We start from the raw sequence: 25,947 nt of genomic DNA on the forward strand, positions 1-25,947 counted from the left end.
GCGTACCCTCCAGGCACGAGAAGGTAAGGTGGTGCACATGTTTTCCTCAGCCGATTTTCCTGCGGCCAGCCGCGCGGAGCGCATGGGTTCGCCGCTGGCAACCCCGGAGTTGGACGAGGCCATCGACGTGGACGTGGCCACGAGCGAGAACCTGCCGTGGCTGTGCATCGTGTGGGACGACCCGGTCAACCTGATGAGTTACGTCACCTACGTGTTCCAGACTGTGCTGGGCTACGACCGCAAGCGCGCCACCGAGCTGATGATGCAGGTCCACACCGAGGGCAAGGCCGTGGTCTCCTCGGGCGAGAAGGACAAGGTGGAAACCGACGTGAAGAAGCTGCACACCGCGGGGCTTTGGGCCACGATGCAGCAGGCAGGGTAGGGGAGAATCGATGCAGCCGTGGCGTAAGAAGAAGGGACTGATGCGCTCGACGCCGAAATACACCACCGTTTTCGGCCCGATGGAGCGCGAGGTCATCGGCGACCTCACCGCCACCGTGTCCGAGGCGCTGATCGCGCGCGCCCAGTCCGCGCCGAAGGACGAGTTCGCGGAGATGCTCGGCGTCGCCACCGGCCACACCGAGGCACCCGAGGACCCGCGCCTGGCGCGCCTTTTGCCCAACTTCGAGCGCGAGGGCGACGAGGAGTTCGACGGCGACAACGGCCTGCTTCGCAGCCTGCACGAAAACGACATCATCAAGGCCAAGCTGATCAACCTGCAGGTGGTCAACACCGCGCTCGGCCCCACCGGCGGCGTCGAGGTGACCATCGAGGAGGACGAGGCGCACCAGTTCATCGCCGCGCTCAACGACATGCGCCTCTACGCCTCCGCGGACGACTCCGGCAGCGAGGCCGCGCGCGAGGACCGCCAGCGCCTCATCGACTGGCTCGCGTTCTGCCAGGACTCCCTCCTCGAAGCCCTCATGGGCTAGGGGTTTCGCCCGCAGCTTTACGACGACCTCCGGTCCGCCACCGCTCAGCCGCACCCGGCCCGGATCCGGCGAACCCGCTAGACTCCAACCACGATGAGCGAACACAACCACACCCCCGAGGGCTGGGGCTACGGCCAGACCGGGCAGCCGGGCTACGGCAAGCCGTTCCAGCGACCGTTCTCGCACCCGGAGCGGCAGCAGCCGGCGTTCAGCGAGCCCGCGCAGCCGTACAACCCGTACGCGACCCCGCAGCAGCAGGGTCAGTACGGCCAACCAGTCCAGTTCGGCCAACCCCAGTACAACCAAACCCCCGGAACCAAACGGGTGTCGAAGCGAAAGGCGCAGCGCCAAACGGGCCTGAAGCTCGCCGGCGGCTTCCTCGCCACCATCTGGGTCGTGTTCATCCTGGAGCTGGTGTTCCCGTGGCTGCAGGCGTTTGGCATTCACCCGTTGGACGTGTCCTCCCTGCCGTTCATTTTCACCTCTCCGCTGCTCCACGCGAATCTGGAGCACATCATTTCCAACTCGATCCCGGGCGCGATCTTCGCGTTCTTGGTGGGCTACTCCGGCAAGCGTGTGTTCTGGGAGGTCACCACGTTCGTGGTGATCATCGGGGGCTTAGGCACCTGGCTGCTCGGCGGTGTGGGCACGAACCACATCGGCGCCTCCGGGCTGGTGTACGGGTGGCTTGCGTATCTGATCATCCGTGGCTTCTTCAACCGCTCCATCAGCCAGATCATCACCGGCCTTATCCTCGGCTTCTTCTACTCCGGCCTGATCTTCGGGCTGCTTCCGGGCACGGAGGGCGTGAGCTGGCAGGCGCACCTGTTCGGCACGATCGGCGGCCTGGTCGCAGGCATGGTGATCACCTCCGACGACCCGCCAGAGCTGGTGGCAAAGCGCGAGGCCAAAGCGCGTTCGTTGCAAAATCCTGGCCAGCGATAGGATTGCCGGCGTGAACACTTTCGCCGGCAACCCAAACTCAGCACCGATCGGACTTTTCGATTCCGGCGTCGGCGGCCTGACCGTCGCCCGCGCGGTGATGGACCAGCTGCCGGGCGAATCCCTGATCTACATCGGCGACACCGCCCACGGACCCTATGGCCCGCAGCCGATCGCGGACGTGCGCGCGCACTCGCAGCGCATCGCCGACGAGCTGGTGGAACGCGGCTGCAAGATGCTGGTCATCGCCTGCAACACCGCCACCGCCGCGTTCCTTCACGACGCCCGCGAGCGCTACGACATCCCCGTCATCGAGGTGATCCAGCCCGCCGTGCGCCGCGCAATCGCCACCACGCGCAACAACAAAATCGGCGTGATCGGCACCGAAGGCACCGTGAAGTCCGGCGCGTACCAGGACCTGTTTTCCATCCACCCGGGCCTTGAGGTCACCGCCCAGGCCTGCCCGGAGTTCGTGCCGTTTGTGGAGCAGGGCAAGACCTCCGGCAAGGAAGTCCTCGAGGTAGCCCGGGGCTATTTGGCGCCGCTGCGCGACGCGGACGTGGACACGCTCGTGCTCGGCTGCACCCACTACCCGCTGCTCTCCGGCGTGATCCAGCTGGCCATCGGCGACGAGGTCGCGCTCGTCTCCTCCGCCGAGGAGACCTCGAAGGATGTGCTGCGGGTGCTCACGGAGGGCGACATGCTTAATAGCGCCACTGCCGCCCCCACCCACATCTTCGAATCCACCGGCGACCCCGACACCTTCGACGCGCTCGCCCGGCGCTTCCTCGCCCCGCCGGTGCACGCCGTGGGCCGCGATTAGGGCTTGACAGCCGGTCAGAGTGCGGTTTTGATCAGGGGTAATAGTTCAGCCCGCCTTCCAGCTGTAATGCTGGTTGAGTGGGCTGGATCTCTAATTGGGGGATGAGGCTCGGTCAGCCACACAACTAGGAGAATTTAAGGATTCACTAGGAAAATGTGCCCCATTCATGGCAGAGTGATTCCATGCAGTTGACCATCCTCGGGTGCTCCGGGAGCCTGGCCGCGCCCGGTAACCCAGCTTCCTCCTACGTCATCTCCGTGCCTGGTGAAACGGATGTGGTGATGGACTTCGGTCCGGGAGCGCTCGCCGCCATGCAGGAGCGGTTCGACCCGTCTGCGGCGCACGTCATCTTCAGCCATCTTCACGCCGACCACTGCTCGGACTTCCCGTCGCTGCTTGTGTGGCGCCGTTACCACCCCTCGGCCCCGGCGCAGCAGCGCCACCGGCTGATCGGCCCCTCGTACGCGCCGGAGCACTTGGGGCGGATGAGCGCGGACGCGCCGGGGGAGCAGGACGACTTTACGGACACCTTCGAGTTCACCACCTGGCGCGCCGGGCAGCCGGAGCAACTCAGCGGTCTGACCATCACGCCGTTCGACGTGATCCACCCGGCACAAGAGTCGCATGCGCTGCGCATCGAGGACGCCGCCGGCAAGGTCATCACGTTCTCCGGCGACTCCGGGTACACGCCAACGCTCATCGACGCCGCACGCAACGCCGACTACTTCCTCTGCGAAGCCGCCTGGGGCGCAACCTCCGAAGGCAAGGCGGAGGGCATGCACCTGTCCGGTAAGGAAGCTGGCCGCATCGCTCGCGAAGCAGGGGTGAAGACCCTGGTGCTGGTGCACATCCAGCCGTGGACGGACCCGGAGGAGGTCCTCGCCGCTGCCCGCACCGAGTTTGACGGCGAGATCATCCTGGGCAAGGCCGGCGCCACCTTCGAGCCGTAACCGCCTGCGTTACCCCCCTTTAAGGGGCGAATGGTGGCACTAGGGCTCTCGCGTGCTAACTTAATCACCATAACGACCGGTTCCGCTCGACTACCTTTTGAGTATTCAGTCCAGGGCCGGTTTTCAAACTTCCGGGGGTGGGGAATCGTGGTTGCAACGAAACCTTTTAAAAACTATGCGGAGCTTTTGGCTTTATTGGCTGATCGGGGGATGCGGATCGCTAATACCGAAGCAGCCGAAAAAGCGCTGCGAAACATCGGATATTACCGTTTAAGCGGGTACTGGTATTCGTTCCGGAAACCGCTCCCGGATCAGGAGAAGCGCCGCGGGTTCGAACTAGCTCGAATGGATGAATTCCGTGATGGGACAAACTTCGACGACATTGTTCGTCTCTATGCACACGACACCCGATTGCGCAAGGCTGCTCTGAGCGCATTGGAGCCAGTGGAGATTTGGCTTCGTAACGCCATCGCGCACACGATCGGCAGTGAGCACCCGCTGCTATACCTCCATCTAGACAACCCGTCAGTGCTCGATCTGAAGATGCGTTCACCGATTAGGGATCGAACCCAGGAAAAGCGTTATGCCAAGTGGCTGGACCGCTTCGACGCATCGATCGATTACTCCAAAGAGGGTTTTGTACAGCACTATAGAAATCGAGACGAAGATCTCCCTATTTGGGTTGCAGTCCAAACTTTTGAGTGGGGAGCGTTGCGCAACTTGTACGACCTGCTTCCAAAGTGGATGAGAGAGAAAATCGCCTTTGATACTGGGCTGACGTTCAAGGAGCTTGGGTCGTGGCAGCGATCGCTGGCCTATATGCGTAACACCTGTGCGCATTACTCGAGACTGTACAACCGAGTTGATGATGCACCCCTCATGCCAAGAAACCCGAGGTCAGACCTGAGCTGGGTTCGGGCATATCCCGAACCGTTGCGCGAGCGGACATTCTTCAAATTATCCATGCTGCAGTACCTGCACGGTGTGATCAAGGGTGGACCGCATGAGGCGCTACAAAGAGTTGTTTCCGAGTTTTTGAGAGCCGATTTCCCGGGGCACGATCTCTCTGCACAAGCAAACTCGTTGCCCATCCCTGGCGCAATGGGTTGCCCTCCGAACGTGATCAATCAAACGCCTTGGGTGTAGAAGTCCGACGAATCGACATTGCCGAACTGCGTTACGCTTGGACGCATGACTGATTTTTCGCGCCTGGACGGCCGCGCCTTCGACCAACTGCGCCCTGTGCGCATCACCCGCGGCTTCACTTCTAACCCGGCGGGCAGTGTGCTCGTGGAGTTCGGCAACACCCGCGTCATGTGCACCGCCTCCGTGGAGGAGGGCGTGCCGCGCTTCAAGAAGGATTCCGGCGAGGGCTGGCTCACCGCCGAATATGCCATGCTCCCGTCCGCCACCCACGAGCGCATGCCGCGCGAGTCCATGAAGGGCAAGGTCAAGGGCCGCACCCATGAGATCTCGCGCTTGGTGGGCCGCTCCCTGCGCGCCGCGGTGGATCTGAGCCAGCTCGGCGAGAACACCATCCAGCTCGACTGCGACGTCCTCCAGGCCGACGGCGGCACCCGCACCGCCTCGATTACCGGCGCGTACGTCGCGCTTGCGGACGCCATCGCGGTGCTCAAGGAGCGCGGCGTGGTCCCGGGCGAGCCGCTGCTCAAGCCGATTGCCGCCGTATCCGCCGGCATCATCGACGGCCACGTGTGCCTGGACCTGCCCTACGAGGAGGACTCCCGCGCCGAGGTGGACCTCAACGTGGTCATGCAGGAGGGCGGCAACTTCGTGGAGATCCAGGGCACCGGCGAGCATGGCCTGTTCGGCCGCGAGCAGCTCGGCGAGATGCTAGATGTCGCGGCCAAGGGCTGCGAGGAGCTCATCGCGGCGCAGAAGGCGGCGCTGGGATGGTAAAGGTCCTCGTCGCTTCCAGGAACCAAGGCAAGGTGCGTGAGCTTGAGCAGGTGTTGCGCGAGCTCAACATTGAAGGGGTGGAGCTTGTTTCGCTTCACGACGCTCCGTCGTACCCCGACCCCGTCGAAGACGGCCTCACTTTCGTGGACAACGCCCTGCTCAAGGCCCGCGCCGGGGCAAAGGCCACGGGCCTGCCGTGCGTGGCCGACGACTCCGGCCTGACCATCAAGGCGCTCAACGGCATGCCGGGCATACTGTCCGCCCGCTGGTCCGGCAACCACGGCGACGACCAGGCCAACAACGACCTGCTGCTCGCCCAGATGGCGGACATCAACGAGCGCGCCGCCGCGTTTGTGTCCTGCTGCGCCCTGGCCTCCCCGGACGGGCAGGAGTTCACAGCCGAGGGCCGCTGGGAGGGCGAGCTGCTGCGCGAGCCCCGCGGCGAGAACGGCTTCGGCTACGACCCGCTGTTTGCACCGGCAGACGCCGACGGCCGCTCGTCGGCGGAGCTTTCCGCCGAGGAGAAGAACGCGCGCTCCCACCGCGGCAAGGCGTTAAGGGCGCTAGCTCCGCACATAGCAGCGCTGAAGTGACGCAATTCGTTACAGTGTGCTTATGAAGAAAACGATTGCACTTGTAGGAACTGTTCTCGCCTCCGGCGCGCTGCTGACCGGTTGCGGTCAGAAGGGTGATTTCGACGGCGAATGGACCGGCGACATCACCGCCACCCAGGAAGGCAAGGGTGGCGGCCACGCCACCATTACTATCGACGGCAAGGACTGCGACTGGCAGATGACCGAGACCGACGGCCAAACCAACGAGGCGAACTGCCTGCGCGACGACAAGGAGTTCAAGCTCGAGGATCCCCTGACCCACCAGGACCTCAAGTACGACGCCGAGCGCAGCGGCGACACCCTGACCCTGAGCCCGCAAAACGACCAGGCGGAAAAGGTTGGTGTCATGGTGCTGTCCAAGACCACCGAGAAGTAAACGTTCTCCGAAAGCAAAGAACCCGGCAGGTTTTCCCTGCCGGGTTTTGTCTTGTGCTTAGGAGAGCTGGAACTTCTCCTTGACCTCCTTGCGGCGCTTGGCCTCCACGATGAAAGACATGAACGGCACAACGCCGGACATCGCGGTGGTAATCCAGGTGCCAGTGGACCAGCGGGCCTTAGAGCCGAGGTTCAGCGAGGCCATCAAGAATGCCACGAACGCGAAACCGTGCACGCGGGCCACCCAGGACAAGTAATCGACGTTCATGTCTAGGCCGTACTGCATGATCATGCGGGTGATAAGCAAGAGAAACAGCACACCAGTGATCCACGCGGTGATAGTGAAAAACGTGAGCGCCTGCTTTACGCGACGTTGGCGTTCCGGGTGGATGCGTGGGGGCTGAGCAGTCTGGGGCTGCGGAATGGGCTGCGTCATGCTGATTCACCTTTACCTTCAGTGTTGGGTTTTCGGCGCGGGGCCACGAGCTTGTTGTATTCCTCCACGTCCAGCTCGGGGCGCGACGGCAGGAAGTCCTCGTCAATTGCCGTGACTGACTTGTCCTCGCCATACTTGGCCAGGTCGGCCTCGTAGAGGTCGTCCATGGTCAGACCGGCGTTTTCAGCGTCAATTTTCTGGTTTTCCATCCGCAGGCCTGCGCGGTAGGCGTAGACGAAAAACGCAGCGAAACACGGCCATTGCAGGGCATAGCCCAAGTTTTGGAAGGTGCCCGAGCCGGACTGGTAGCGGTGCCACTGCCAGCGGGCGAGCAGAAGACAGGTCACGGCCGCCGCGATGAGCAACACAATGTGCCACCAGCGCACCCGGACCCGCTCGCGTTGGGGCACCGCATCGGTGCCCTCAACTGCCTTGTTCTCTTCGCTCACAGCAGGTCAGTCTACCCGGCAACCGAGAAAGACCAAACGAAAGTTTGACTGCCAAGTTCAATCGCACCTTAAATATATGTCGCCGTAAACCCTCAGGTTCCGGTTAACGTTTGTCGCACACCACTGTGTACTATTCATCACGACGCGCCCGTGGCGGAATTGGCAGACGCGCTGGATTTAGGTTCCAGTGCCTTATGGCGTGAGAGTTCAAGTCTCTCCGGGCGCACCAAGTTTTGCGGGGGTAGCGGGGGTGCTTCAACGTATCTAAGAAATTCTCGGGTATCGGCCAGCGAGTTTTTGTCTGGAGGAGTTTCGCCAGCGCGTGACGGGTATGCCCCATCGTCAATTCTGAAGCGAAGGTAAGTGAGTGAGCAGTTTGTTTACGGCTGCCCTTCACCTGCTGAAATGCCGTTGCAGATCGCTTATCAACGGGTTATGTTTTCCTGGAAAACCCCTGCCATTGTCATGTTCGCGTGGTGGGGGCGTCGGAAACGAGTTGGCAACGTGCTGCTCGGCGAGTGAAAGGTGGAGCCTGTGTTAGATAGTCCAGCAAGAACTAAATCGTGGTGGGGGGTGTTCGTTTCCCTGCTCGCGTCGATCGCGCTGGCATTCACGATTCTGGGAGCGCCTCCGCAGGCTTCGGCTCAATCCATAAGTTTCAAGCCTGAAGACATAAAATTAGGCAACTACGGTGTAGAGGTCAGTAAGGCCAATGGTACGACCACGATCCGCCCCGAGCTGGTCTGGGCCGGAGGTGCCAGCTACCCCGAGTTTAATGGAGACTTTGGGGAGCTTAGCGACGTCGGGTGGGCTTGGTGTATCGACCGCCACGCCCAGAACCCTGCGGAGGATAATGACAATGTGTTCGCGTCGGTGAACGCCCAGAAGATGACTTTCACCGACGCTAATATTCGTAATGCTGCAATCACCGTGGCGTCACTGACGGAAGAGGCTTATAAGTCTGGGAACTACGATTTAGCTGCAAGGTACTCTATCTACCAGGCTGCATTGTTGGGAGAATCTCCTTCGTATCGGATGAATGCCCTAAGGGATATCTACGGTGCGGCCGTTGAAGACGGCATGAACGCGCGCAACCTCGGAGCCACAGGGCAAGAGTTTGAGAAGCTTACCGGATTTAAAATGGGCACGAACGATCTGCAGTTCGTGAGGGAAATCGACAGCGTGCCGGCGGATTCCTACTTGGTTTATGTTCAAGGACGAGATGAGGCCGTCGATGGCCCGCTACTTGAACCGGGCAAATTCCAACGCGTAATGCCCATTGATCAGCCGGGAATTGATCCGATTGAAACCCCGACTCCGGAGCCGAGCGAACCGACAATCCCGGTTCCCGAACCGACCGACGAGCCATCGACTACTTCTAAGGAAGTGACTCCAGAGGTTAGTACGACCACGAAAACGGTTACGACCACGGCTTCAACGACGGTCGAGGTCCCTACCACTGTCGTAAAGACGGAAACGACTACGGAGACCTCGTCCATTACGACGACTGAGAAGCCGGAGCCGGAGACCTCGTTCGTGACCACGACTGAGAAGCCGGAGCCGGAGACCTCGTTCGTGACCACGACTGAGAAGCCGGAGCCGGAGACCTCGTTCGTGACCACGACTGAGAAGCCGCAGCCGGAGACCTCGTTCGTGACCACGACTGAGAAGCCGCAGCCGGAGACCTCGTTCGTGACCACGACCGAGAAGCCGGAGCCGGAGACCTCGTTCGTGACCACGACCGAGAAGCCGACTCCGACCACAGTGACCGAGACGACGACTGTTACTGAGACTCCGGGCGTTGTCACCGAGACGACGAAGGAAACCACCTCTGTCACAGAGACGGTGACCACCACCGCTCCGGCTGAGACTGTTTCAACCACGGTGCCGACGACGGTTGATCATTTCGTCCCGACGACGGTTGTCTCGACCCAGCCGCGTGAAACGGTGCCGACCACCGTCAAGCAGGGCTTCAACCCGAACCCGAACATTCGCACCGTTGCGGAGTTCAAGGACGGCGTGAACGTTGTTCAGAACGGCAGCACCGTTGTGGACACCGTGTACTACTCCGGTCTAGTTGCAGGTAAGAGCTACACGCTGGATGCGAAGCTCGTCGATAAGCAGGACGAGAACAACGTCCTGGGTACTGGCGCCGTGACCTTCAAGGTCCCGGGCACCGAGGGTGAGCTGGCAAACGGCAACGTCAAAGTCGATATCGCTGTGACCAACGCCCCGAACCCGGTTCAGGCTGCGGTTGCATTCGAGCGTCTGACCTCTAAGGAAGTCAACGCTGCTGGCGAGGAGACCGACGGCAAGAAGGTCAACGACATCGCTGAGCACAAGGACATCAACGATAAGGACCAGACGGTCCGCACCGTGTTTGAGCCGAGCATCGCGACCAACGCGAAATTCCAGGATGGCTCGACTGTGGTAGTTGCTGGCAGCACCGTCATCGACACCGTTGATTACAAGGGTCTGGTTCCGGGCAAGGAATACACCCTGTCCGCGCAGCTGATCAATAAGGCTGACGGTAAGACCGTTGTGGGCGCCGGCACGAAGACCTTCACCCCGGAGACCACCGACGGTTCCGTCGAGGTCGAAATCAAGGTCAACGACGATGTGACCAAGCCGGTTGATGCCGCTGTTGCTTTCGAGGATCTGACCTCCACGGTTGTTGACAAGGCTGGTCAGGACAACCCGAAGGGTGGGGACACCCCGGAAACGTCCGACGACAACCCGATCGCTGAGCACAAGGACATCAACGACGCTAACCAGACTGTTGGTGCGCCGCACATCTCCACCAACGCGAACTTTGAAAAGGGTTCGTCCGAGGTGATCAACGGTGCTGTGGTTGTGGACACTGTCACCTACGCCGGTCTCGTGCCGGGCAAGGAGTACACCCTCACCGCGCAGCTGATCGATAAGGCTGACGGCAAGACCGTTCTGGGCACCGGCAAGAAGACCTTCACCCCGAAGGAAGCCAACGGCTCTGTCGATGTGAAGATCACTGTGGATAATGCTCCGGAAGGCCGTGTCGTTACCGCCGCTGTTGCTTTCGAGGAGCTGACCTCCACTGAGGTTGATAAGACCGGCAACGACAACCCGAAGGGTGGCGACACCCCGGAGACGTCTGACGACAACCCGATTGCTGAGCACAAGGAGATCGACGATGAGGACCAGACGGTCCGTAACCCGAAGATCTCCACGAACGCGAACTTCGCCAACGGTGCCCAGGAAGTCAAGAACGGCGTTGCTGTGGTTGACACCGTCACCTACGAAGGCCTCGTGCCGGGCAAGGTGTACACCCTGACCGCTGACCTTATTAATAAGGCAGACGGCAAGACCGTTCTCGGTTCCGGCAACAAGACGTTTATCCCGTCTGCGCCGAATGGTTCGGAGGACGTGACCATCGTTGTCAGCAACGCGCCGGAGGGCGAGACTGTCACCGCTGCTGTTGCCTTCGAGACGCTGACCTCTACGCAGGTTGACCGCACTGGCAAGGACAACCCGAAGGGTGGCGACACTCCGGAGACGTCTGACGACAACCCGATTGCTGAGCACAAGGACATCAACGACAAGGATCAGACCGTGCGCAGCCCGCGCATCGCGACCAACGCGAACTTCGCGGATGGTGCGAAGCAGGTTGAGAACGGCACTGTCGTTGTGGACACCGTTGAGTACTCCGGGCTGGTGAAGGACAAGACCTACACCCTGACCGCTGAACTGAAGGAGCGCCTCGGCGAGGCTGCTCCGTTCCGTGAGGGCCGCACGATCGGCACTGGTACCGAGACCTTCACGGCTGAAGCTGAGAACGGCAAGGTCGATGTCCGCATCACCGTCGAGGGCCTGAACGAGGGCGAGCAGGTTGCTGCCGCTGTTGCCTTCGAGGAGCTGACCTCCACCGAGGTCGACCGCAACGGCAACGACACCCCGGACGCTCCGGGTGCGAACAAGATCGCTGAGCACAAGGACATCAACGACGACAAGCAGACCGTCGAGGGTCCGGTGAACACGCCGACGACGGAGCCGTCCACCACCACGGAGGAGACCACTCCGAAGGAGACCACCTCCGAGGAGCCGACTCCGACCACGACGATCCAGCTGATTCCGAGTACTGATCCGTCTGCGCCGGGCGAGGCCACCGAGGAGACCCCGATCGTCCCAGTCCCGTCCGGGGAGACCTCCGAGGAACCTGTGCCGTCGACGACGATTCAGCTGATCCCGTCCACCGAGACGACCGCTCCGACCACGGACGTGTGCAAGCCGGTCACGTCGACCAGCACCGTTCCGGGCACCACCGAGCCGGGTACGACCGAGCCGGGGACCACGGTACCGGGCACCACCGGTCCGGACACCACCATTCCGGGCACGACCGTTCCGGGCACCACTGTCCCGGGTACCACGGTCAAGGAGTCCACGACCGAGGTGACCACGGTTCCGGAGACTTGCGTTTCCACCACTGAGGAGGAACCGACCCCGGAGACCTCTGATGAGTCCACGACGACGGTCCCGGCACAGCCGGGCACGTCCGAGAAGACGACTGAGCAGACGACCGAGCCGACGAAGGTGACCACCTCCGAGCAGCCGACGAAGCCGACCACTCCGGTGGTTCCGTCGAACACGACCACTCCGGTTGTGCCGCCGGTGGTGTGGTTCCCGAACCCGCAGATCGGTACGACTGCTGACTTCGCCAACGGTGCGACGGAGGTTGTCTCCGGCACCGTGGTCAACGACACGGTTAAGTACCAGGGCCTGGTCCCGGGCAAGACCTACACGCTGACCGCTGAGCTGGTGAGCAAGGACGTTTACAACGAGCTGGTGAACCGCGACGCCTACGGCGACGCCATCATCGGCACCGGCACCAAGACCTTCACCGCGTCGGAGACCGGCAACGGCTCCGTAGTTGTGGAGATCCCGGTTGTAGACGGTATCGACACCCCGGTCCGTGCGGCTGTCGCCTTTGAGACGCTGACCTCCACCGAGGTCGACCGCGAGGGCAACGACAACCCGCAGGGCGGCGAGACGCCGAACGACGTCTCGGATGACAACCCGATCGCTGAGCACAAGAACATCAACGATCAGAACCAGACGGTTCGCAGCTCGAACGTCCCGGAGGCTTCAGAGCCGTTCATCGGCACGAACGCGAACTTCGCTGACGGTGCAAAGCAGGTTGTGGCTGGTGCCACCGTGGTGGACACCGTCCGCTACACCGGCCTGGTTCCGGGCAAGACCTACACCCTGACCGCGGACCTCGTTGCCAAGGGCAGCGGTGCGATCATCGGCCAGGGCGAGAAGGAGTTCGTTGCATCCGAGGCTGGCTACGGTTCTGTCAACGTCGACGTCACCGTCGCCTCCTGGGTGACCAACCCGGTCTACGCTGCAGTTGCCTTCGAGCGTCTCACCTCCGTCGAGGTGGACGCTAAGGGCAACGAGCAGCCGGCAGGCAACCGCGTGCCGCAGCAGATCGCCGAGCACCGCGACATCAACGATGCCGCGCAGACGGTGATCACCCCGGGTACCAGCGAAGGCCGTGGCATCCCGGGTGAGCCGGGTGTGTCCACCAACGCTGACTTCTCCAAGGGTGCTGAAGTTGTCAACGGTGCGGTGGTGCGCGATGTGGTCAAGTACTGGGGCCTGGTCCCGGGCGCGACCTACACCGCAACCGCGCAGCTGATGGAACGCCTCGGCGAGTCCGCTCCGTACACCGAGGGCCGCGTGCTGGGTACCCAGTCCGTGACCTTCACCCCGGAGGCTGCCTACGGCGAGATCGTGGTGGAGATTCCGGTGACCAACGCTGAGGGTGCCGTCCCGGCAGCCGTAGCGTTCGAGACCCTGACCTCCACCGAGGTTGACCGCAACGGCGACAAGAACCCGAAGGGTGGCAACACCCCGGACGACGTCACCGACGACAACCCGATCGCTGAGCACAAGGACATCAACGACGGCTACCAGACGGTCGAGACCAGCGAGGGCGGCACCCCGCCGGCCGAGGAGACCACTCCGGCAACGACCACTCCGACGACGACCACCCCGGTCGCACCGTCCGAGGAGACCACCCCGGCTTCCTCCACCCCGGCGCCGTCCACGGCTCCGGGTGAGGAGGGCAGCTCGGCTGACTTCGACAAGAAGAAGCTGTGGTGGCTGCTGCTCATCCCGGGCCTGGGCATGATCCCGGCAGTGCTCGGTGGCGGCAACGGCTCGTCCAAGCCGGCGCCGAAGCCGGCCCCGGCACCGTCCGAGAGCAAGCCTGCTCCGGCACCGTCCAGCCAGCCGGCGCCTGCGCCGGTGGGCAAGCCGGTCCCGGCTGACAGCCCGCGCGGCGAGATCAAGCAGATCCCGTCCGGCGGCACCGTCCTCGAAGAGGACATGCCGGCCTACATCTAAGGCACTGGCACTGGCACTGGTGCCGCCCGGCAACGGGCGGCACCAGCCGTAGCCAGTAGGGCATAACCGAAAAGGCCCCGCACACCCGAAAGGGCGTGCGGGGCCTTTGGTCGTCGAAAAGCTTAGATGTTCCAGTCGCGCAGGATGCGGCCCACGTGGCCGGTGGCCTTCACGTTGTACTGGGCAGTCTCGACGGTGCCCTTGCCGGCGTCATCCACGGACACCAGGAAGGTGGAGCGGATGACACCCTGGACCACCTTGCCGTAGTTCTTCTTCTCGCCGAACGCGCCGTAGGCCTCCAGAGTTTCCTTCGACGGGTCCGACAGCAGCTCGACGGTAAGGTCGTGGTCCGCGCGGAACTTCGCCAGTGCCTCCGGTGTGTCGGGGCTGATGCCGAGGACCTTCACGCCGGCGTCATCGAACTGGCTGAAGTTCTCGGTGAAATCGCACGCCTCGGTGGTGCAACCCGGGGTGTTGGCGCGCGGGTAGAAGTACACGATCACGCGGGAGCCGGCGAAGTCCTTCAGGGAGACGGTCTCGCCGCGGTCGTTGGACAGTGCAAAATCGGGGGCGGTGTCGCCGGTATCTAGGCGGATGGAGTCAGTCATACCACCCCGTTTTACACTAAGCTGATACCTCGGCGGCAGAAACGCCGAACGACAAAACTTTTAACAATCTGAGGAGCAATTTCCCATGGCACGTGACATCCACGACATCGAACGCGACCTCGAGCGCACCCGCAACCAGCTCGCCAGCACCCTGGACGAGCTCGCGGACCGAACCAACCCGAAGACCCTGGCCGGCAACGCCAAGTCCGAGGCCGCCAACTGGCTGCAGGACGAGACGGTGCAGAAGGTCATCGGCGGCATCGTTGCCGGTGTGGCCTTGCTGGTCAGCATCAAGGCGTTCAACGGCCGCAAGCGCAAGAGCGAGCTCAAGGAGCTGCAGAAGCTCCTGGCCAACCGCTAATCGACGCCCAAAGGTAACCCCCGCACATGTCCACCTCCATCTCTGGCAGCGCCCCCGAACCGGGCCGCGGAAAGCACCGTCTCGAAGATAAGCAGGACGACAGGCTCGACGCCCTGAGCGACGATGACGCGATGCCGCAGCGCCGCAATTGGTGGCCGATCGTTGCCATCCTCGCCATCGCGCTCGTGCTGCTGCAGCTTGCAATCTTCGCGTTCCGCAACAACTCCGACGAGCCTGCCGGCACCGATGCCGCCAGTGAGGCGCCGGTGGGGGAGAGCGTTGCGCCGTCCGCAGGCGAGGCCCCTGAGGGCGCAGAGGGTGAACCTGGCGAGGAGCCGGGCGAGGAGACCCCTGTGCCGACGGAGGGCGGCTACGTCGACCCTGAGGGCGAGCAGGAGGTGCAGTACGAGGCTGCGCCGGGCCAGTTCGACGGCATCGAGGGGATGGCCTTGAGTGTCGGCGGGGACATCGCCGCGGTGGACCCGGTGCAGCTGACGGAAGCTGGCGCGCTGATCCCGCCGGCGGACGTCTCGCGCCTGGGCTGGTACTCCGCCTCGGCCGTGCCGGGGGCAGAGGGTGCCGTGGGTTCGTCGGTGATCACCGGCCACATCAACTACCAGGGCCAGGGCACCGGGTACGCCGCCCGCTTCGCCAACATGGCGGTGGGCCAGGAGTTCGACGTGCTCATCGACGGCACGCCGCGCACCTTCCGCGTCACCCAGGCGCCGTACCGGCTGCCGAAGGGCTCGGACTTCCCGCCGGAGGTCAACGACGCCACCGGCCCGAACCGCCTGGTGCTGATCACCTGCGGCGGCCAGTTCGTCGGCGGGGCCCTGGGGTACGCCGACAACATCATCACCATCGCGGAGCCGGTCGCGCCGCCGGCACCGCCTGCGGTCTAGCCCGAGTTCTCATTCCTACCGCGCCGATGCGCTGCACGAAACGCAGTGTGTAGGCGCGGTTTTTGGGTTACCCTCAAACAAGACCAGAAAGGGCATATCAATGACGAATGAGCACGCGCAGACTACGCACGATCCGGAACTCGAACAGATGCGGCCCAGCAAGAAGCCGCTGTGGATCGCGGTGGCGGTGATTGCGGCGTTGGCGCTGGTGCTGACGTTCGCGGGGCCGTCGATACGCGCCGTATTCTCCCCCGAAACCACCACCTCCGCCGACGGGGAGGCGGGCTACAACGAGGTGGACGTCCACTTCCTCGGGATGATGGTCCCGCACCACGAGCAGGCGATCGACATGTCGGACGTGCTGCTGGATTCGGACGTGGACGACGCTGAAGTCCGCGACCTCGCGCAGCGCATCAAGGACGGCCAGGAGCGCGAGAACGAGCAGATGCGCGCCTGGGCTGACGAGTGGGGCATCCAGGACGACATGGAGTACCACTCCAAACATCGCCAACGGCATGTTCCACCCGGAGCAGATCGCAGAGTTCGAATCAAAAACCGGCGACGATCTGCGCACCGCGTTTTTGGAGATGATGCACTTCCACCACGCCCACGTCATCGACATGACCCAGGACGAGATCGACCGGGGCAGCTACGGCTCGCTGCGCGAAATGGCGCAGCAGATGGTCGACGTCCAAACCGCCGAGATGGGCGAGATGGAAGACCTGCTCGGCTACACGCCGAACTAGCGCTAGACCAGTTCCGCGCCGGCGTCGATCATCTCCTGGAGGGCGTCGGCGCCGCGCTTGTCGTCGACAGGCGAGCACATTGCCCGCAGCACCCGGACCTTGAAGCCTTCCTTCAACGCGTCGAGGACCGTTGCGCGCACGCAGTGGTCGGTGGCGATGCCGCAGACATCCAGGTGGGACACGCCCTGCGTGCGCAGCCAGTCCGCCAGCAACTCGTCGTTGTCGTTGACGCCCTCGAAGCCGGAGTAAGCGGCGGTGTAGTGGCCCTTCTTGAAGAACTGGTCGATCAGTTCGGTGTTCACCGGGCCGCGGATCTGCGCGCCGTAGGAGTCGGCCCGGCAGTGCGGCGGCCACGAATCCACGAAGTCGGGCGCGTCCGAGAAGTGCGCGCCCGGGTCGATGTGCCAGTCCTGGGTGGCAACAATGCAGTCGTAGTCATGGGTGCGGCTGTCCGCGGTGGAGATCAGTTCGGCGATTTTGGACGCCACCTCGTCGCCGCGGGCGGTGGCCAGCGCGCCGCCGGGGCAGAAGTCGTTCTGCACGTCCACGATCACTAATGCTGTCTTCATGGGCTTAAGCCTACTCTCAGGGGGGCGGGCAGCGGGCGCAATGGCCAAATGCAGAACAAAACGAGGCCAGCAGGTAGAATTCCTGCTGGCCTCGCCGCACATTGTGCGCCATCAGGGAATCGAACCCCGAACCCACTGATTAAGAGTCAGTTGCTCTGCCAATTGAGCTAATGGCGCGTATTTTGTTTTTCTCTGTCGCTCTCGGCAACGAAAAGAAACTGTAGCACCCACTCTGCCTAGCGTGAAATCGGCTGGTCAGGGGCGAGAAATCGTCGATAGGCAATGTGCGTAAACACACGCGCGACAATAGTGGACTTTGGCTGGTGAGGGGATAGAGTATGGGGGATTGATAAACAGTAGTTGTGTGAGGGGTTTGCCGTGGTCCGTCGAGTGGTACGCGCCTGTGCGCTGGTGGCTGCAGCGGCGACGCTGGCGTCGTGCACCATCGGGGACGCAGGCAAGCTGGAGCCGGCCGCGCACACCTCCGACGCCTCGCTGGTGGAAAAGACCACCGAGAAGGCCTCGCCGCGCCCGCCGAAGGTCAGCGTGGCAAACGGGGAGACCGGTGTCGCGCCGTTGGACCCGATCACGGTGACCGCCGCCGCGGGGCTGTCCTCGGTGACCATGACCAACGAGGCTGGCAAGGAGATCGAGGGCGAGTTCGGCGAGGACAAGTCCGAGTGGTCCGTCGCCGAGCCGCTCGGCTACGGCCGCACCTACACCGTGGAGGCGCGCGACAAGGAGGGCCAGAAGGTGGTCTCCTCGTTTACCACGCTGACCCCGGACGCGACGGTGAACGCCTACGTCGGCCCGCTGGACGGCGCGACCGTCGGCGTGGCGCAGGCCGTGACCATCCGCTTCGACAGCCCCGTCCAGGACACCAAGGCGATGGAGGAGCACATCGATGTGGAGACCTCCAACGACACCGAAGGCGCGTTCTTCTGGCTGGACCCGTACGAGGTGCGCTGGCGCCCGAAAGACTACTGGGAGCCCGGCACCGAAGTCAGCGTGAAGGTGGACATCTACGGCCAGAAGCTGAGCAAGGGCGTCTACGGCGGCGAGGACAGCGAGACCAACTTCACCATCGGCGACAACGTGGAGGCCGTGGTGGACAACGCCGACAAGATGATGCGCGTCTACTCGGGCGGCGAGCTGGTCAAGGAGTTCCCGATCTCCCTGGGCACCGACAACGTCCACGACACCCCGAACGGTGTGTATGTGGTCGGCGACGAGCACGAGAAGCTGACCATGGACTCGCGCACCTACGGTCTCGCGCTGGACGCCGGCGGCTACGTCACGCCGGTGGACTACGCCACGCAGCTGTCCTACTCCGGCATCTACGTGCACTCCGCCCCGTGGGCGCTTGGCGCGCTGGGTAGCTACAACCAGTCCCACGGCTGCATCAACGCCTCCTACGACAACGCGCAGTGGTTCCAGAACTTTGTCAAGCGCGGCGACCCGGTGGTGGTGAAAAACACCGCCGGTGGCACGCTCACGCCTTACGACGGCCTGGGGTACTGGAACCTCGATTGGGAGCAGCGCTCCGGCGGTTCCGGTGAGCCGCTGTACGAGTAGGGGTGTGCTGGTTTTGGAATGTGGCAAATATTTGCCACATTGCTAAAACGGCATACCCGTGGCCGAACGGGAGGGGCCAGCCGGGGACAAACCAGGCGCCAACAACTAAGGCCTGGCCCGCGAATTTCTGCGGGCCAGGCCTTGAACTTTGGGGTGGCTGACGGGACTCGAACCCGCGACACCCAGGATCACAACCTGGTGCTCTACCAGCTGAACTACAGCCACCATCGCTGTTTTTGCAGCGGGATCTACCTTAGCCCCTCACCGTGTTTTCACAAAAACGGCTGGTAGGCGTCGGTTGCGCCTGCGGAAGCCTCCACGGCGGCCTCCGTGTCGGGCCCGGGGGAGGGAACGAACACGGAGCGTCGATAGTAATCAAGCTCGCGGATGGACTCCACAATGTCCGCCAGCGCGCGGTGCGCCATGCCCTTTTGCGGCTGGTTGAAGTACGCCTTGGGGAACCAGCGGCGGGAAAGCTCCTTGACCGTGGAGACGTCGATCATGCGGTAGTGCAGCGCCGCATCGAGGCGCGGCATCTGCGCTCTGATAAACGTGCGGTCCGTGGCGATCGAGTTGCCGGCAAGCGGCGCGGGGTGCGCAGGATCGCAATGCTTCTCGACGAGCCCGAGCACCGCATCCTCCGCCTCCGCGAGCGATACCGTGGACGCCTTGATGTCGTCCAGCAGCCCGTTGTCGGAGTGCATCTGGGTGACAAAGTCGTCCATTTCGGCGAGCTCGGCATCGGTGGCGTGCACGACCAGGTCCACGCCTTCGTCGATAATGTTCAGCTCAGCGTCCGTGACCAGGGCAGCGACCTCCACGATGACGTGGCGGGAAGGATCCAGTCCCGTCATCTCCAGATCCACCCAGACGATGCGGTTGTCTTTGGCGGCGATGTCCATCTATTCCTCTCCCATCTGTGCGTAAAACTTGCCCATGATCGGCGGCAGCAACCCGCGCGGGGCGTAGTTGGACACCACGTCCATGGCCTTGGAAAGCGGGCCGGGCACGATGCGGCGGCGGTTCTTGCGCATCGCGTTGATCGTGTCGGCGGCGCAGGACTCGTAGGTGGTCCACAAGAAATCCGGCACGACCTTGTCCACGATGGACTGCTCTTCTTCTGGGATGTACGCCTCGCGCACCGGGCCCGGCGCGAGCAGTGTCACGTGCACGCCGGAGTCCTTGAGCTCGTAGTGCAGGGCCTCGGTGAACTGGTTCACACCGGCCTTAGTGAACACGTAGGTGGCGTTGTTCGGGATCGGCAGGTTGCCGGCGGCGGAGCCGACGTTGCACAGCGCGCCATCGCCGCGCGGCACCATCTGGTCCAGCACCGCCTTGGTGATGCGGAACACCGCCGTGGCATTCAGGTTGAACTGGTTCGTCTCGTACTCCCAGTCCTGGGCCATGAACGGCCCGAAGCTGGCGATGCCCGCCGAGTTCACGCAGATCGAAACCGTGCGGTCGTTGAGGTGCTTCACCAGCGCGTCCACATCGCGGGCCTTGGACAGGTCTGCCGCGAAGATTTCGACGTCGATGCCGTGGGCGAGCGAGAGCTCGTCGCCAAGCTTTTGTAGGACTTCTTGGCGCCTTGCGACGAGGATGAGGTTGTGGCCCTCAGCGGCGAGCTGGCGCGCGATGGCCTCGCCGATGCCTTGGCTCGCGCCGGTGATCAGCGCGAACGCGCCGGGTGCTGGTGCGGGAAAACTCATGGGGACGAATCTACCCGCCCGCGATCTCACGCAGCGCCGCCGTGTGGTTTTCAAAGGCCTGCGCACCGGTTGCGGTGAGCGTGACCCACACCGTGTCCTTCGCTCTGCTGGAGCCGTACTCGCGGAAGCGCGTGACGTAGCCGTGCTCCTCCAGCGTGGCCAGCTGCTTCGACAGCGCCGAATCCGACAGGTCGGTTTTCTCTCTTAGGGAGCTGAAGCGCATCTCGTGCCGGGACGTTTGCTTCTCGACGGCTCCCCCGTGGTAGAGCGCCGCACAAATCTTCAGCCGCGCCAGGGGGTGAATGACAGGGTCGATGGCGGGGGCGTTCATCGGTTCTTCTCCGAGTAGATCATGACGGCCGTGAACACGACGGCGACGACCACGCCGGCGATGATTCCGCCGACCACGCTTCCCTCTGGGACGAACCAGGTCAGCGACATGACGATGAATGGGGCGAGAGCGGCGGCCCAGTTGGGCTTGGGGTCCTCCTGGATCGGCTGCTTCATGCTGGGGCGCACGTTGCGTTTGTTGTCCCAGATCGCGAGCGCGATGCAGGCGACGGCGATGAGCAGGAACAGCACCCACCAGTACTTCCAGCCGATGATCGTGCCGGCGATCGTGATGCCGAAACTCGTGCCGAGGATGGCGTAGGCCCACGCCGGGGTGTGTTTGCGCTGCGATTCGTGCTCGATCCCGTCGATTTGCTCGAGGGCGGCGCGGGCTTCTTCCTTGGAGATTTGCGTTTGCGGCGGCTTGTTGCTTTCCATGTCTGCAAGTGTGTCACTTTCCGGAGTGGAAAGCAAGAGATTTGGGTGGTGGAGGTGTGCGCGTTTGGTGGCCTCGGTGAAAACCTGAACTCAGGGGGCGTTTGACGGGGCGGTGACGTGAAAAACGGGCGGCCGAAGCCGCCCGAGTTCAGGTTTTGTACGACGCGTTAGATTTCGTGCATCTCCTGGTCCTTGGTCTCAGGTGCGGTGAGGATGGCCACCAGCGAGATCGCGGTGACGACTACCAGGTAGTAGCCCACCGCCTTCGGGCCGTAGTTGGAGCTCAGCGCCGTGGCGATGAACGGGGCGATCGCAGCACCGAGGATGGAGGATACGTTGTAGGCGATGCCCGAGCCGGTGTAGCGCACGTTGGAGGGGAACAGCTCCGGCAGGATTGCGGACATCGGGCCGAAGATGAAGCCCATCAGGATCATGCCGATGAACAGGAAGATGCCCAGGGAGACCATCGTGAACGTCTCCGGGTTGAGCAGCCACTTGAAGCACAGGCCGTAGACGATGATGGCCACGGACGTCAGACCCAGCGTCGGGCGTCGTCCGTACGTGTCGGCCAGGTGCGCCGCGACCGGGATGCCCAGCATGAACCCGAAGATGCACACCAGCTGCAGCTTCAAAAACGTCGGGTATGCGATGCCCAGGCCCACGCCCTCCTCGGCGGAGCCGATGCCGTAGGACAAAAACCAGGTGGTCACGATGTAGAACAGCGTGTAGCAGCCGACCATGATGAACGTGCCCTGGATCAGCGGCTTCCACGCGGTCTTGAACACCTCGGCCAGCGGGGAGGCGGCCTTCTGGTCGTTTTGCTCCACCTGCTGGAACACCGGGGTCTCCTCAACCTGCAGGCGCACCCACAGGCCGATGATGACCATCACGATGGACAGCAGGAACGGCACGCGCCAGCCCCAGGCCATGAACGCGCCCTCGAAGTCGCCGGACGTGTGGCCCAGCACCGTCACCAAGATCAGGAACAGGCCGTTGGCCAGCAGGAACCCGAATGGCGCGCCGAGTTGGGGCCACATGCCGGCCCATGCGCGGCGTCCCTTAGCTGCTGTCTCTGTGGACAGCAGGGCCGCGCCGGACCACTCGCCGCCGAGGCCCAGGCCTTGACAGAAGCGCATCAGGGCAAGCGGCGCCGGCGCCCAGATGCCGGCCTGTGCGTAGGTGGGCAACAGGCCGATGACGAAGGTGGCGATGCCCATGGTTAACAACGCGCCGACCAGGGTGGCCTTGCGGCCGATCTTGTCGCCGAAGTGGCCGAACAGCACCGAGCCGAGCGGGCGGGCGATGAACGCCAGGCCGAAGGTGGCGAACGAGGACAGCAGCGCAACCGTGCTGGACTCCGACTTGGGGAAGAACAGGAACGGAAACACCGCCACGGCGGCGGTGGCGTAGGCGTAGAAGTCGTAGAACTCGATCGTCGTGCCGATGGTGGAGGCGAGTCGGACGCGGCGGCGCTCCTGCGGGGTGGTCTCCCGGAGCGCAGCGGGTGCCGCTGGTTGGGGAGTGGGGTGGTGTTCGACGCTGGTGGTCATCGCCCGTCCTTTCGTTCCACTGTGTGAGAATTAAATATCAGTGTGCGGACGAATGTACCACATGGTGGGATGGGCGTTTCAAAACAGTGCGGAGCTCTGGGTGGGTTGTGCACGAATCGACAATTCCGCCAATTTTCGGTTTGCAAAACCCCAGGTCAGGATTTGGCGCGGACGATTCGTACAAAAAACCGGCCGCCGCTACAAACGCGGGGCCGGTTTTGCGGGACGGGCCTAGTCGCGGCCGTCGCTTTCAAAGTCGTTGTCCTCGCCGGTCTCCTGCACGGACGTGTCGGCGTCCGGGTCGGACAGGTTCTCAATGCTGTCTTCGTTGACCGGGGAGTTCTTCGGGTCAGTCATGGTTTAGGGCCTCCTTGGGGTAGGGGAAATCTGCCCCACCGACTGTATGCACAAACCCGCACATCACGCCGAAAACTCCTCTGTCCAGGCAAAAAGCGTCCAAACGGGCCACTTGGAAATGGCGCCATTGTGCCGAACCCGTCGAAGTAGCCGATGTGCATTCTTCCCTTAAAATGCACGAAAGCTCGCGCTTTCGCACGAGCCTCGGAAGTGGAGCACCGCAGTGCGTCCGAAGCTTACAGTAGCGTGCGTCATGGCTGTTGTGCGACCTCAGCGGGGAAAGCTGGGCTACGATGCAACCCGAGCACACCGTCACGGAATCTGTCTCGGAACCGTTGTGAACACAAACGTTTGAGTAGGGACTTCGTAATGCCCCAGCGAGAAAAATGGCACAGAGTCGAGGAGGCCAAGCTCATGGCAGGGGTCTGTGCTGGAGTAGTCGAAACATACGGAACCTCCGCCGACACGGTCAGGACCATTTACGTGATTGCCTGTCTCTGCGGGCTACCCATGGTTTTCGTCTACTTATTGCAGTGGGCTATCTACCCACGATATTGAGCGCCCCGTCGGTCGCACGCTAGGTGAATCTGCGCGGTTTGTTGGTCATTCTGCCTAGTGGTAACCGTTAGCTTCCGCCGGGATGTTTGGCCCTAGTGCGTCGCCCTGCTCGGTAAAGTGCCTGCTCAAGGTGGCAATTTGCGCCCCCAGCAGGATTCGAACCCGCGACCAGCCGGGTAGAAACCGGATGCTCTAATCCACTGAGCTATGGGGGCAACACCGGCTGATTGTAGTTATGGCTCAGGCACACGCGAAAGTAGGGTATGCGGCATGACTGCACCTGCACGCACCCGCACCGTCGCCCCCGCTTGGCCGCTGTATTTGGCCGCGTTCGCCATCGCGGCTGTTGTCGCCGGCGCGGTGGGGGAGGCGTTCTCGGGCGGCTCGCTCGCGGAACTGGGCATCCCGGATCCGGGCGCGGCCACCACGGTCGGGCTGCCGGCGCTGCGTGGCGTCGCGTGGCTGCTCATGGCGCTGGCCACGGGCTCGTTTTTGCTCTCTGCCTTCCTCATCCCGCCGAAGCAGACCCAAGAAGACCTCAACGGCGCCCGCCTGACCGTCGACGGCCACCTCGCCTCGCGGACCGGCGCCCACGCCAGCGCGGGCATCGCGCTGATCGGGCTCGCCATGATCCCGCTGGTGCTTTCGGACGTCTCCGGCCAGCCGCTCAAAACCGTCCTGTTCGAGGCAGCCGCATGGTCGCAGGCGCTGGACCAGGTGGCGGACGCGCGCGTGTGGCTCATCGTCGCCGTCTTCGCCGCCGTCGTCGCGGCGTTTGCCTACACCGCGACCAGCTGGTGGTCCCAGGTCTGGCTGTTCGTCGGCGCGATCGTGGTGGTCATGCCGATCGCGCTGACGGGCCACTCGGCCACCGGCGGCGCGCACGACTTCGGCACCAACTCGCTGATCTGGCACCTGGTAGCCATGCTGCTCTGGGTCGGCGGGCTGATGGCGCTTGTCGCACATGCTTTACGACGAGGCCCCGGCCTCACCGCCGCCACCCAGCGTTACTCCCGCATCGCGCTGTTTTCCATCCTGGCCATGGCTATCTCCGGTGTGGTCAACGCGCTGGTGCGGGTGCGCCTGGAGGACCTGACGCAGTACAGCTACGGCTGGGTGCTGATCATCAAGACTGTCGGCATTGTCGTCCTCGGCATGATCGGCTACGTGCACCGCGAGCGGACCATCCCACAGCTCGACACCCAGCCCAGGGCGTTCACCCGACTTGCCGCGGGCGAGGTGCTCATCATGGCGGCGATTGCCGGCCTGGCCGTCACGCTCGGGCGCACCCCGCCCCCGCCGCCGCTGGACCCGAATCTGACACGCATGCAGATCCAGATGGGCTACAACCTCACCGAGCCGTTGACCTGGACGAACTGGCTGACTACCTGGCGCCCGGAGCTGCTGTTCAGCGTCATTGCGATCCTGCTGGCGGCGTACTACCTCCACCTTGTCCGCCGGGTGGATGGCTGGCCGGTCGCGCGCACGCTGTGGTGGCTGGCCGGCTGCGCGATGGTCGTCGTCACGCTGAGCTCCGGCATGGGCATGCACATGCCCGCCTCCTACTCCGCGCACATGACGGTGCACATGATCCTGTCCATGGGCGTGCCGGTGTTCCTGGTGCTCGGTGCGCCGCTGACGCTCGTGCGCGAGGCGTACCCGGCCGGCGAGTTCAATCCGCGCCTGTGGGCGGAAAGCTTCCAGAGCTCGAAGTTCCTGCGCGCGGTGACGTTCTCGCCGGTGTCCACCATCCAGTTTTTGGTGGTGTTCTACGCCATGTACGTGATCCAGCCGTTCTACGAGCTCATGATCTCCGAGCACGCCGGCCACGTCATCATGAACGCCGCGTTCCTTATCTCCGGCTACCTCTACTTCTGGGAGCTCATCGGCCCCGACGAGATCGAGGGCCGCCCCACCGCGAAGGTGCGCCTGTTGTGGCTGTGGGTGTCCATGCCGTTCCACCTGTTCATGGGCGTGTACCTCATGCAGCTCGGTTCCGTGATGGGCGAGGAGTTCTACCGCTCGCTGGAGCTGCCGTGGAACCCGGACCTGCTCGCCGTGCAGAAGGACGGCGGCGGCATCGCGTGGGCGTCCGGCTCTTTCCCGCTGGTGATCGTCTTCGGCGAGCTGTTCCTCCGTTGGTGGCGCGAGGATAAGGCGGAAACGGCCGAGTCGGACCGTCGCGCGGAGGAGACCGACGACGAGGAATGGCGCCGCTACAACGAGATGCTTTCGCAAATTCATGGCCGCTAGCTGCGGATTGTGAATTTCTCAGGTTAAGTTATCCACAATTTGGCCGACCCCTTTTTCTGCCTTGCGTTTCGTGCGACTCTGCTCGCGCAGGGGGCAATTGCTTATCGACGAGCTCCCCGCCCCCGCAACCGCACACCATCCGCACGCATGCAGAAAGGGGCCTTGA

26 protein-coding genes, 4 tRNA genes and 1 pseudogene are annotated in these 25,947 nt (G+C 63.3%); 18 read left to right on the forward strand and 13 right to left on the reverse strand.

Annotated features, from left to right (window positions below):
- Positions 1 to 37 precede the first annotated feature (37 nt).
- The 9 genes from clpS to MHX64_RS09010 all read left to right on the forward strand — a co-directional run bounded on the left by clpS (position 38) and on the right by MHX64_RS09010 (position 6,557).
- Positions 38 to 382 (forward strand): ATP-dependent Clp protease adapter ClpS, encoded by a 345-nt coding sequence (gene clpS, locus MHX64_RS08970; protein ID WP_239307514.1) that lies wholly within the window; start codon positions 38 to 40, stop codon positions 380 to 382.
- 10 nt (positions 383 to 392) lie between these two features.
- A complete protein-coding gene (locus MHX64_RS08975; protein ID WP_181888990.1) occupies positions 393 to 932 on the forward strand; it encodes a DUF2017 domain-containing protein in 540 nt (179 codons plus the stop codon).
- Positions 933 to 1,256: 324 nt separating this feature from the next.
- The gene (locus tag MHX64_RS08980; protein ID WP_239356674.1) at positions 1,257 to 1,877 is read left to right on the forward strand and encodes a rhomboid family intramembrane serine protease; all 621 of its coding nucleotides are present in this window, start codon (positions 1,257 to 1,259) and stop codon (positions 1,875 to 1,877) included.
- 10 nt (positions 1,878 to 1,887) lie between these two features.
- On the forward strand, positions 1,888 to 2,697 hold the full coding sequence (gene murI, locus MHX64_RS08985; RefSeq protein WP_239356652.1) for a glutamate racemase: 810 nt from the start codon (positions 1,888 to 1,890) through the stop codon (positions 2,695 to 2,697).
- Positions 2,698 to 2,879: 182 nt separating this feature from the next.
- Positions 2,880 to 3,647, forward strand: coding sequence for an MBL fold metallo-hydrolase (locus MHX64_RS08990; RefSeq protein WP_181888988.1), 768 nt, complete (start codon positions 2,880 to 2,882; stop codon positions 3,645 to 3,647).
- 147 nt (positions 3,648 to 3,794) lie between these two features.
- Positions 3,795 to 4,793, forward strand: a complete 999-nt coding sequence (locus MHX64_RS08995; protein WP_239356651.1) for an Abi family protein — start codon at positions 3,795 to 3,797, stop codon at positions 4,791 to 4,793.
- Between the two features lie 45 nt (positions 4,794 to 4,838).
- Entirely contained in the window at positions 4,839 to 5,567 is a 729-nt protein-coding gene (gene rph, locus MHX64_RS09000; protein WP_181888987.1) for a ribonuclease PH, read from the forward strand.
- Positions 5,561 to 6,160, forward strand: coding sequence for an RdgB/HAM1 family non-canonical purine NTP pyrophosphatase (rdgB, locus tag MHX64_RS09005; RefSeq protein WP_239356650.1), 600 nt, complete (start codon positions 5,561 to 5,563; stop codon positions 6,158 to 6,160). The genes rph and rdgB overlap by 7 nt, the downstream gene beginning before the upstream one ends.
- A 22-nt stretch (positions 6,161 to 6,182) precedes the next feature.
- Positions 6,183 to 6,557 (forward strand): lipoprotein, encoded by a 375-nt coding sequence (locus MHX64_RS09010; protein ID WP_239356649.1) that lies wholly within the window; start codon positions 6,183 to 6,185, stop codon positions 6,555 to 6,557.
- 57 nt (positions 6,558 to 6,614) lie between these two features.
- On the opposite strand, the gene MHX64_RS09015 is transcribed toward MHX64_RS09010, so the two are convergent.
- Positions 6,615 to 6,992 (reverse strand): DUF3817 domain-containing protein, encoded by a 378-nt coding sequence (locus tag MHX64_RS09015; RefSeq protein WP_239356648.1) that lies wholly within the window; start codon positions 6,990 to 6,992, stop codon positions 6,615 to 6,617.
- Positions 6,989 to 7,441, reverse strand: a complete 453-nt coding sequence (locus MHX64_RS09020; protein WP_239356647.1) for a hypothetical protein — start codon at positions 7,439 to 7,441, stop codon at positions 6,989 to 6,991. Before MHX64_RS09020 ends, MHX64_RS09015 begins: the two co-directional genes overlap by 4 nt.
- Before the next feature lie 144 nt (positions 7,442 to 7,585).
- Here MHX64_RS09020 and MHX64_RS09025 point away from each other — a divergent pair.
- The 3 genes from MHX64_RS09025 to MHX64_RS09035 all read left to right on the forward strand — a co-directional run bounded on the left by MHX64_RS09025 (position 7,586) and on the right by MHX64_RS09035 (position 13,825).
- Positions 7,586 to 7,670: transfer RNA gene (locus MHX64_RS09025), tRNA-Leu, on the forward strand.
- 134 nt (positions 7,671 to 7,804) lie between these two features.
- Positions 7,805 to 7,963: a hypothetical protein gene (locus MHX64_RS09030; RefSeq protein WP_239356646.1), complete on the forward strand. Its 159-nt coding sequence runs from the start codon at positions 7,805 to 7,807 to the stop codon at positions 7,961 to 7,963.
- Between the two features lie 750 nt (positions 7,964 to 8,713).
- The gene (locus tag MHX64_RS09035) at positions 8,714 to 13,825 is read left to right on the forward strand and encodes a VaFE repeat-containing surface-anchored protein (protein WP_239356645.1); all 5,112 of its coding nucleotides are present in this window, start codon (positions 8,714 to 8,716) and stop codon (positions 13,823 to 13,825) included.
- Between the two features lie 122 nt (positions 13,826 to 13,947).
- Here the strand turns inward: MHX64_RS09035 and MHX64_RS09040 are convergent, their stop codons facing one another.
- Positions 13,948 to 14,433: a peroxiredoxin gene (locus MHX64_RS09040; RefSeq protein WP_239356644.1), complete on the reverse strand. Its 486-nt coding sequence runs from the start codon at positions 14,431 to 14,433 to the stop codon at positions 13,948 to 13,950.
- A gap of 85 nt (positions 14,434 to 14,518) precedes the next feature.
- Here MHX64_RS09040 and MHX64_RS09045 point away from each other — a divergent pair, with 85 nt between their 5' ends.
- From MHX64_RS09045 to MHX64_RS09055, 3 genes and pseudogenes are all read left to right on the forward strand, one after another.
- A complete protein-coding gene (locus MHX64_RS09045) occupies positions 14,519 to 14,794 on the forward strand; it encodes a DUF3618 domain-containing protein (RefSeq protein ID WP_239356642.1) in 276 nt (91 codons plus the stop codon).
- A 26-nt stretch (positions 14,795 to 14,820) separates the two neighbouring features.
- Entirely contained in the window at positions 14,821 to 15,696 is an 876-nt protein-coding gene (locus tag MHX64_RS09050; RefSeq protein ID WP_239356640.1) for a class F sortase, read from the forward strand.
- A 349-nt stretch (positions 15,697 to 16,045) separates the two neighbouring features.
- Positions 16,046 to 16,442, forward strand: a pseudogene (locus tag MHX64_RS09055) (DUF305 domain-containing protein).
- Between the two features lie 2 nt (positions 16,443 to 16,444).
- Here MHX64_RS09055 and MHX64_RS09060 read toward each other — a convergent pair.
- Together MHX64_RS09060 and MHX64_RS09065 are read right to left on the reverse strand one after the other, a co-directional pair.
- On the reverse strand, positions 16,445 to 17,011 hold the full coding sequence (locus tag MHX64_RS09060) for an isochorismatase family protein (protein WP_239356639.1): 567 nt from the start codon (positions 17,009 to 17,011) through the stop codon (positions 16,445 to 16,447).
- 104 nt (positions 17,012 to 17,115) lie between these two features.
- Positions 17,116 to 17,188 (reverse strand) — tRNA-Lys (locus tag MHX64_RS09065).
- A gap of 201 nt (positions 17,189 to 17,389) precedes the next feature.
- Between MHX64_RS09065 and MHX64_RS09070 the strand changes: the two genes are divergently transcribed.
- Complete coding sequence (locus MHX64_RS09070) at positions 17,390 to 18,586, forward strand: Ig-like domain-containing protein (protein ID WP_239356638.1); 1,197 nt, start codon at positions 17,390 to 17,392, stop codon at positions 18,584 to 18,586.
- Positions 18,587 to 18,735: 149 nt separating this feature from the next.
- Here MHX64_RS09070 and MHX64_RS09075 read toward each other — a convergent pair.
- The 7 genes from MHX64_RS09075 to MHX64_RS12000 all read right to left on the reverse strand — a co-directional run bounded on the left by MHX64_RS09075 (position 18,736) and on the right by MHX64_RS12000 (position 22,970).
- A tRNA-His gene (locus tag MHX64_RS09075) sits at positions 18,736 to 18,811 on the reverse strand.
- A gap of 47 nt (positions 18,812 to 18,858) precedes the next feature.
- Complete coding sequence (orn, locus tag MHX64_RS09080) at positions 18,859 to 19,488, reverse strand: oligoribonuclease (protein WP_239356637.1); 630 nt, start codon at positions 19,486 to 19,488, stop codon at positions 18,859 to 18,861.
- Entirely contained in the window at positions 19,489 to 20,295 is an 807-nt protein-coding gene (gene cmrA, locus MHX64_RS09085; RefSeq protein WP_239356636.1) for a mycolate reductase, read from the reverse strand.
- Positions 20,296 to 20,305: 10 nt separating this feature from the next.
- Positions 20,306 to 20,626, reverse strand: a complete 321-nt coding sequence (locus tag MHX64_RS09090) for a transcriptional regulator (RefSeq protein WP_239356635.1) — start codon at positions 20,624 to 20,626, stop codon at positions 20,306 to 20,308.
- The gene (locus MHX64_RS09095) at positions 20,623 to 21,063 is read right to left on the reverse strand and encodes a hypothetical protein (protein ID WP_239356634.1); all 441 of its coding nucleotides are present in this window, start codon (positions 21,061 to 21,063) and stop codon (positions 20,623 to 20,625) included. The genes MHX64_RS09090 and MHX64_RS09095 overlap by 4 nt, the downstream gene beginning before the upstream one ends.
- A 167-nt stretch (positions 21,064 to 21,230) precedes the next feature.
- A complete protein-coding gene (locus MHX64_RS09100) occupies positions 21,231 to 22,613 on the reverse strand; it encodes an MFS transporter (RefSeq protein WP_239356633.1) in 1,383 nt (460 codons plus the stop codon).
- A 231-nt stretch (positions 22,614 to 22,844) separates the two neighbouring features.
- Positions 22,845 to 22,970 (reverse strand): hypothetical protein, encoded by a 126-nt coding sequence (locus tag MHX64_RS12000; protein WP_255711227.1) that lies wholly within the window; start codon positions 22,968 to 22,970, stop codon positions 22,845 to 22,847.
- A gap of 369 nt (positions 22,971 to 23,339) precedes the next feature.
- Here MHX64_RS12000 and MHX64_RS09105 point away from each other — a divergent pair, with 369 nt between their 5' ends.
- Positions 23,340 to 23,528 (forward strand): PspC domain-containing protein, encoded by a 189-nt coding sequence (locus MHX64_RS09105; RefSeq protein WP_255711226.1) that lies wholly within the window; start codon positions 23,340 to 23,342, stop codon positions 23,526 to 23,528.
- Positions 23,529 to 23,669: 141 nt separating this feature from the next.
- Here MHX64_RS09105 and MHX64_RS09110 read toward each other — a convergent pair.
- Positions 23,670 to 23,743 (reverse strand) — tRNA-Arg (locus MHX64_RS09110).
- Between the two features lie 55 nt (positions 23,744 to 23,798).
- Here MHX64_RS09110 and MHX64_RS09115 point away from each other — a divergent pair.
- Positions 23,799 to 25,781 (forward strand): cytochrome c oxidase assembly protein, encoded by a 1,983-nt coding sequence (locus MHX64_RS09115; protein ID WP_239356632.1) that lies wholly within the window; start codon positions 23,799 to 23,801, stop codon positions 25,779 to 25,781.
- The last annotated feature ends 166 nt before the right edge of the window (positions 25,782 to 25,947 follow it).

Source organism: Corynebacterium sp. ACRPZ, assembly GCF_022346205.1.
Lineage (GTDB): Bacteria > Actinomycetota > Actinomycetes > Mycobacteriales > Mycobacteriaceae > Corynebacterium > Corynebacterium lehmanniae.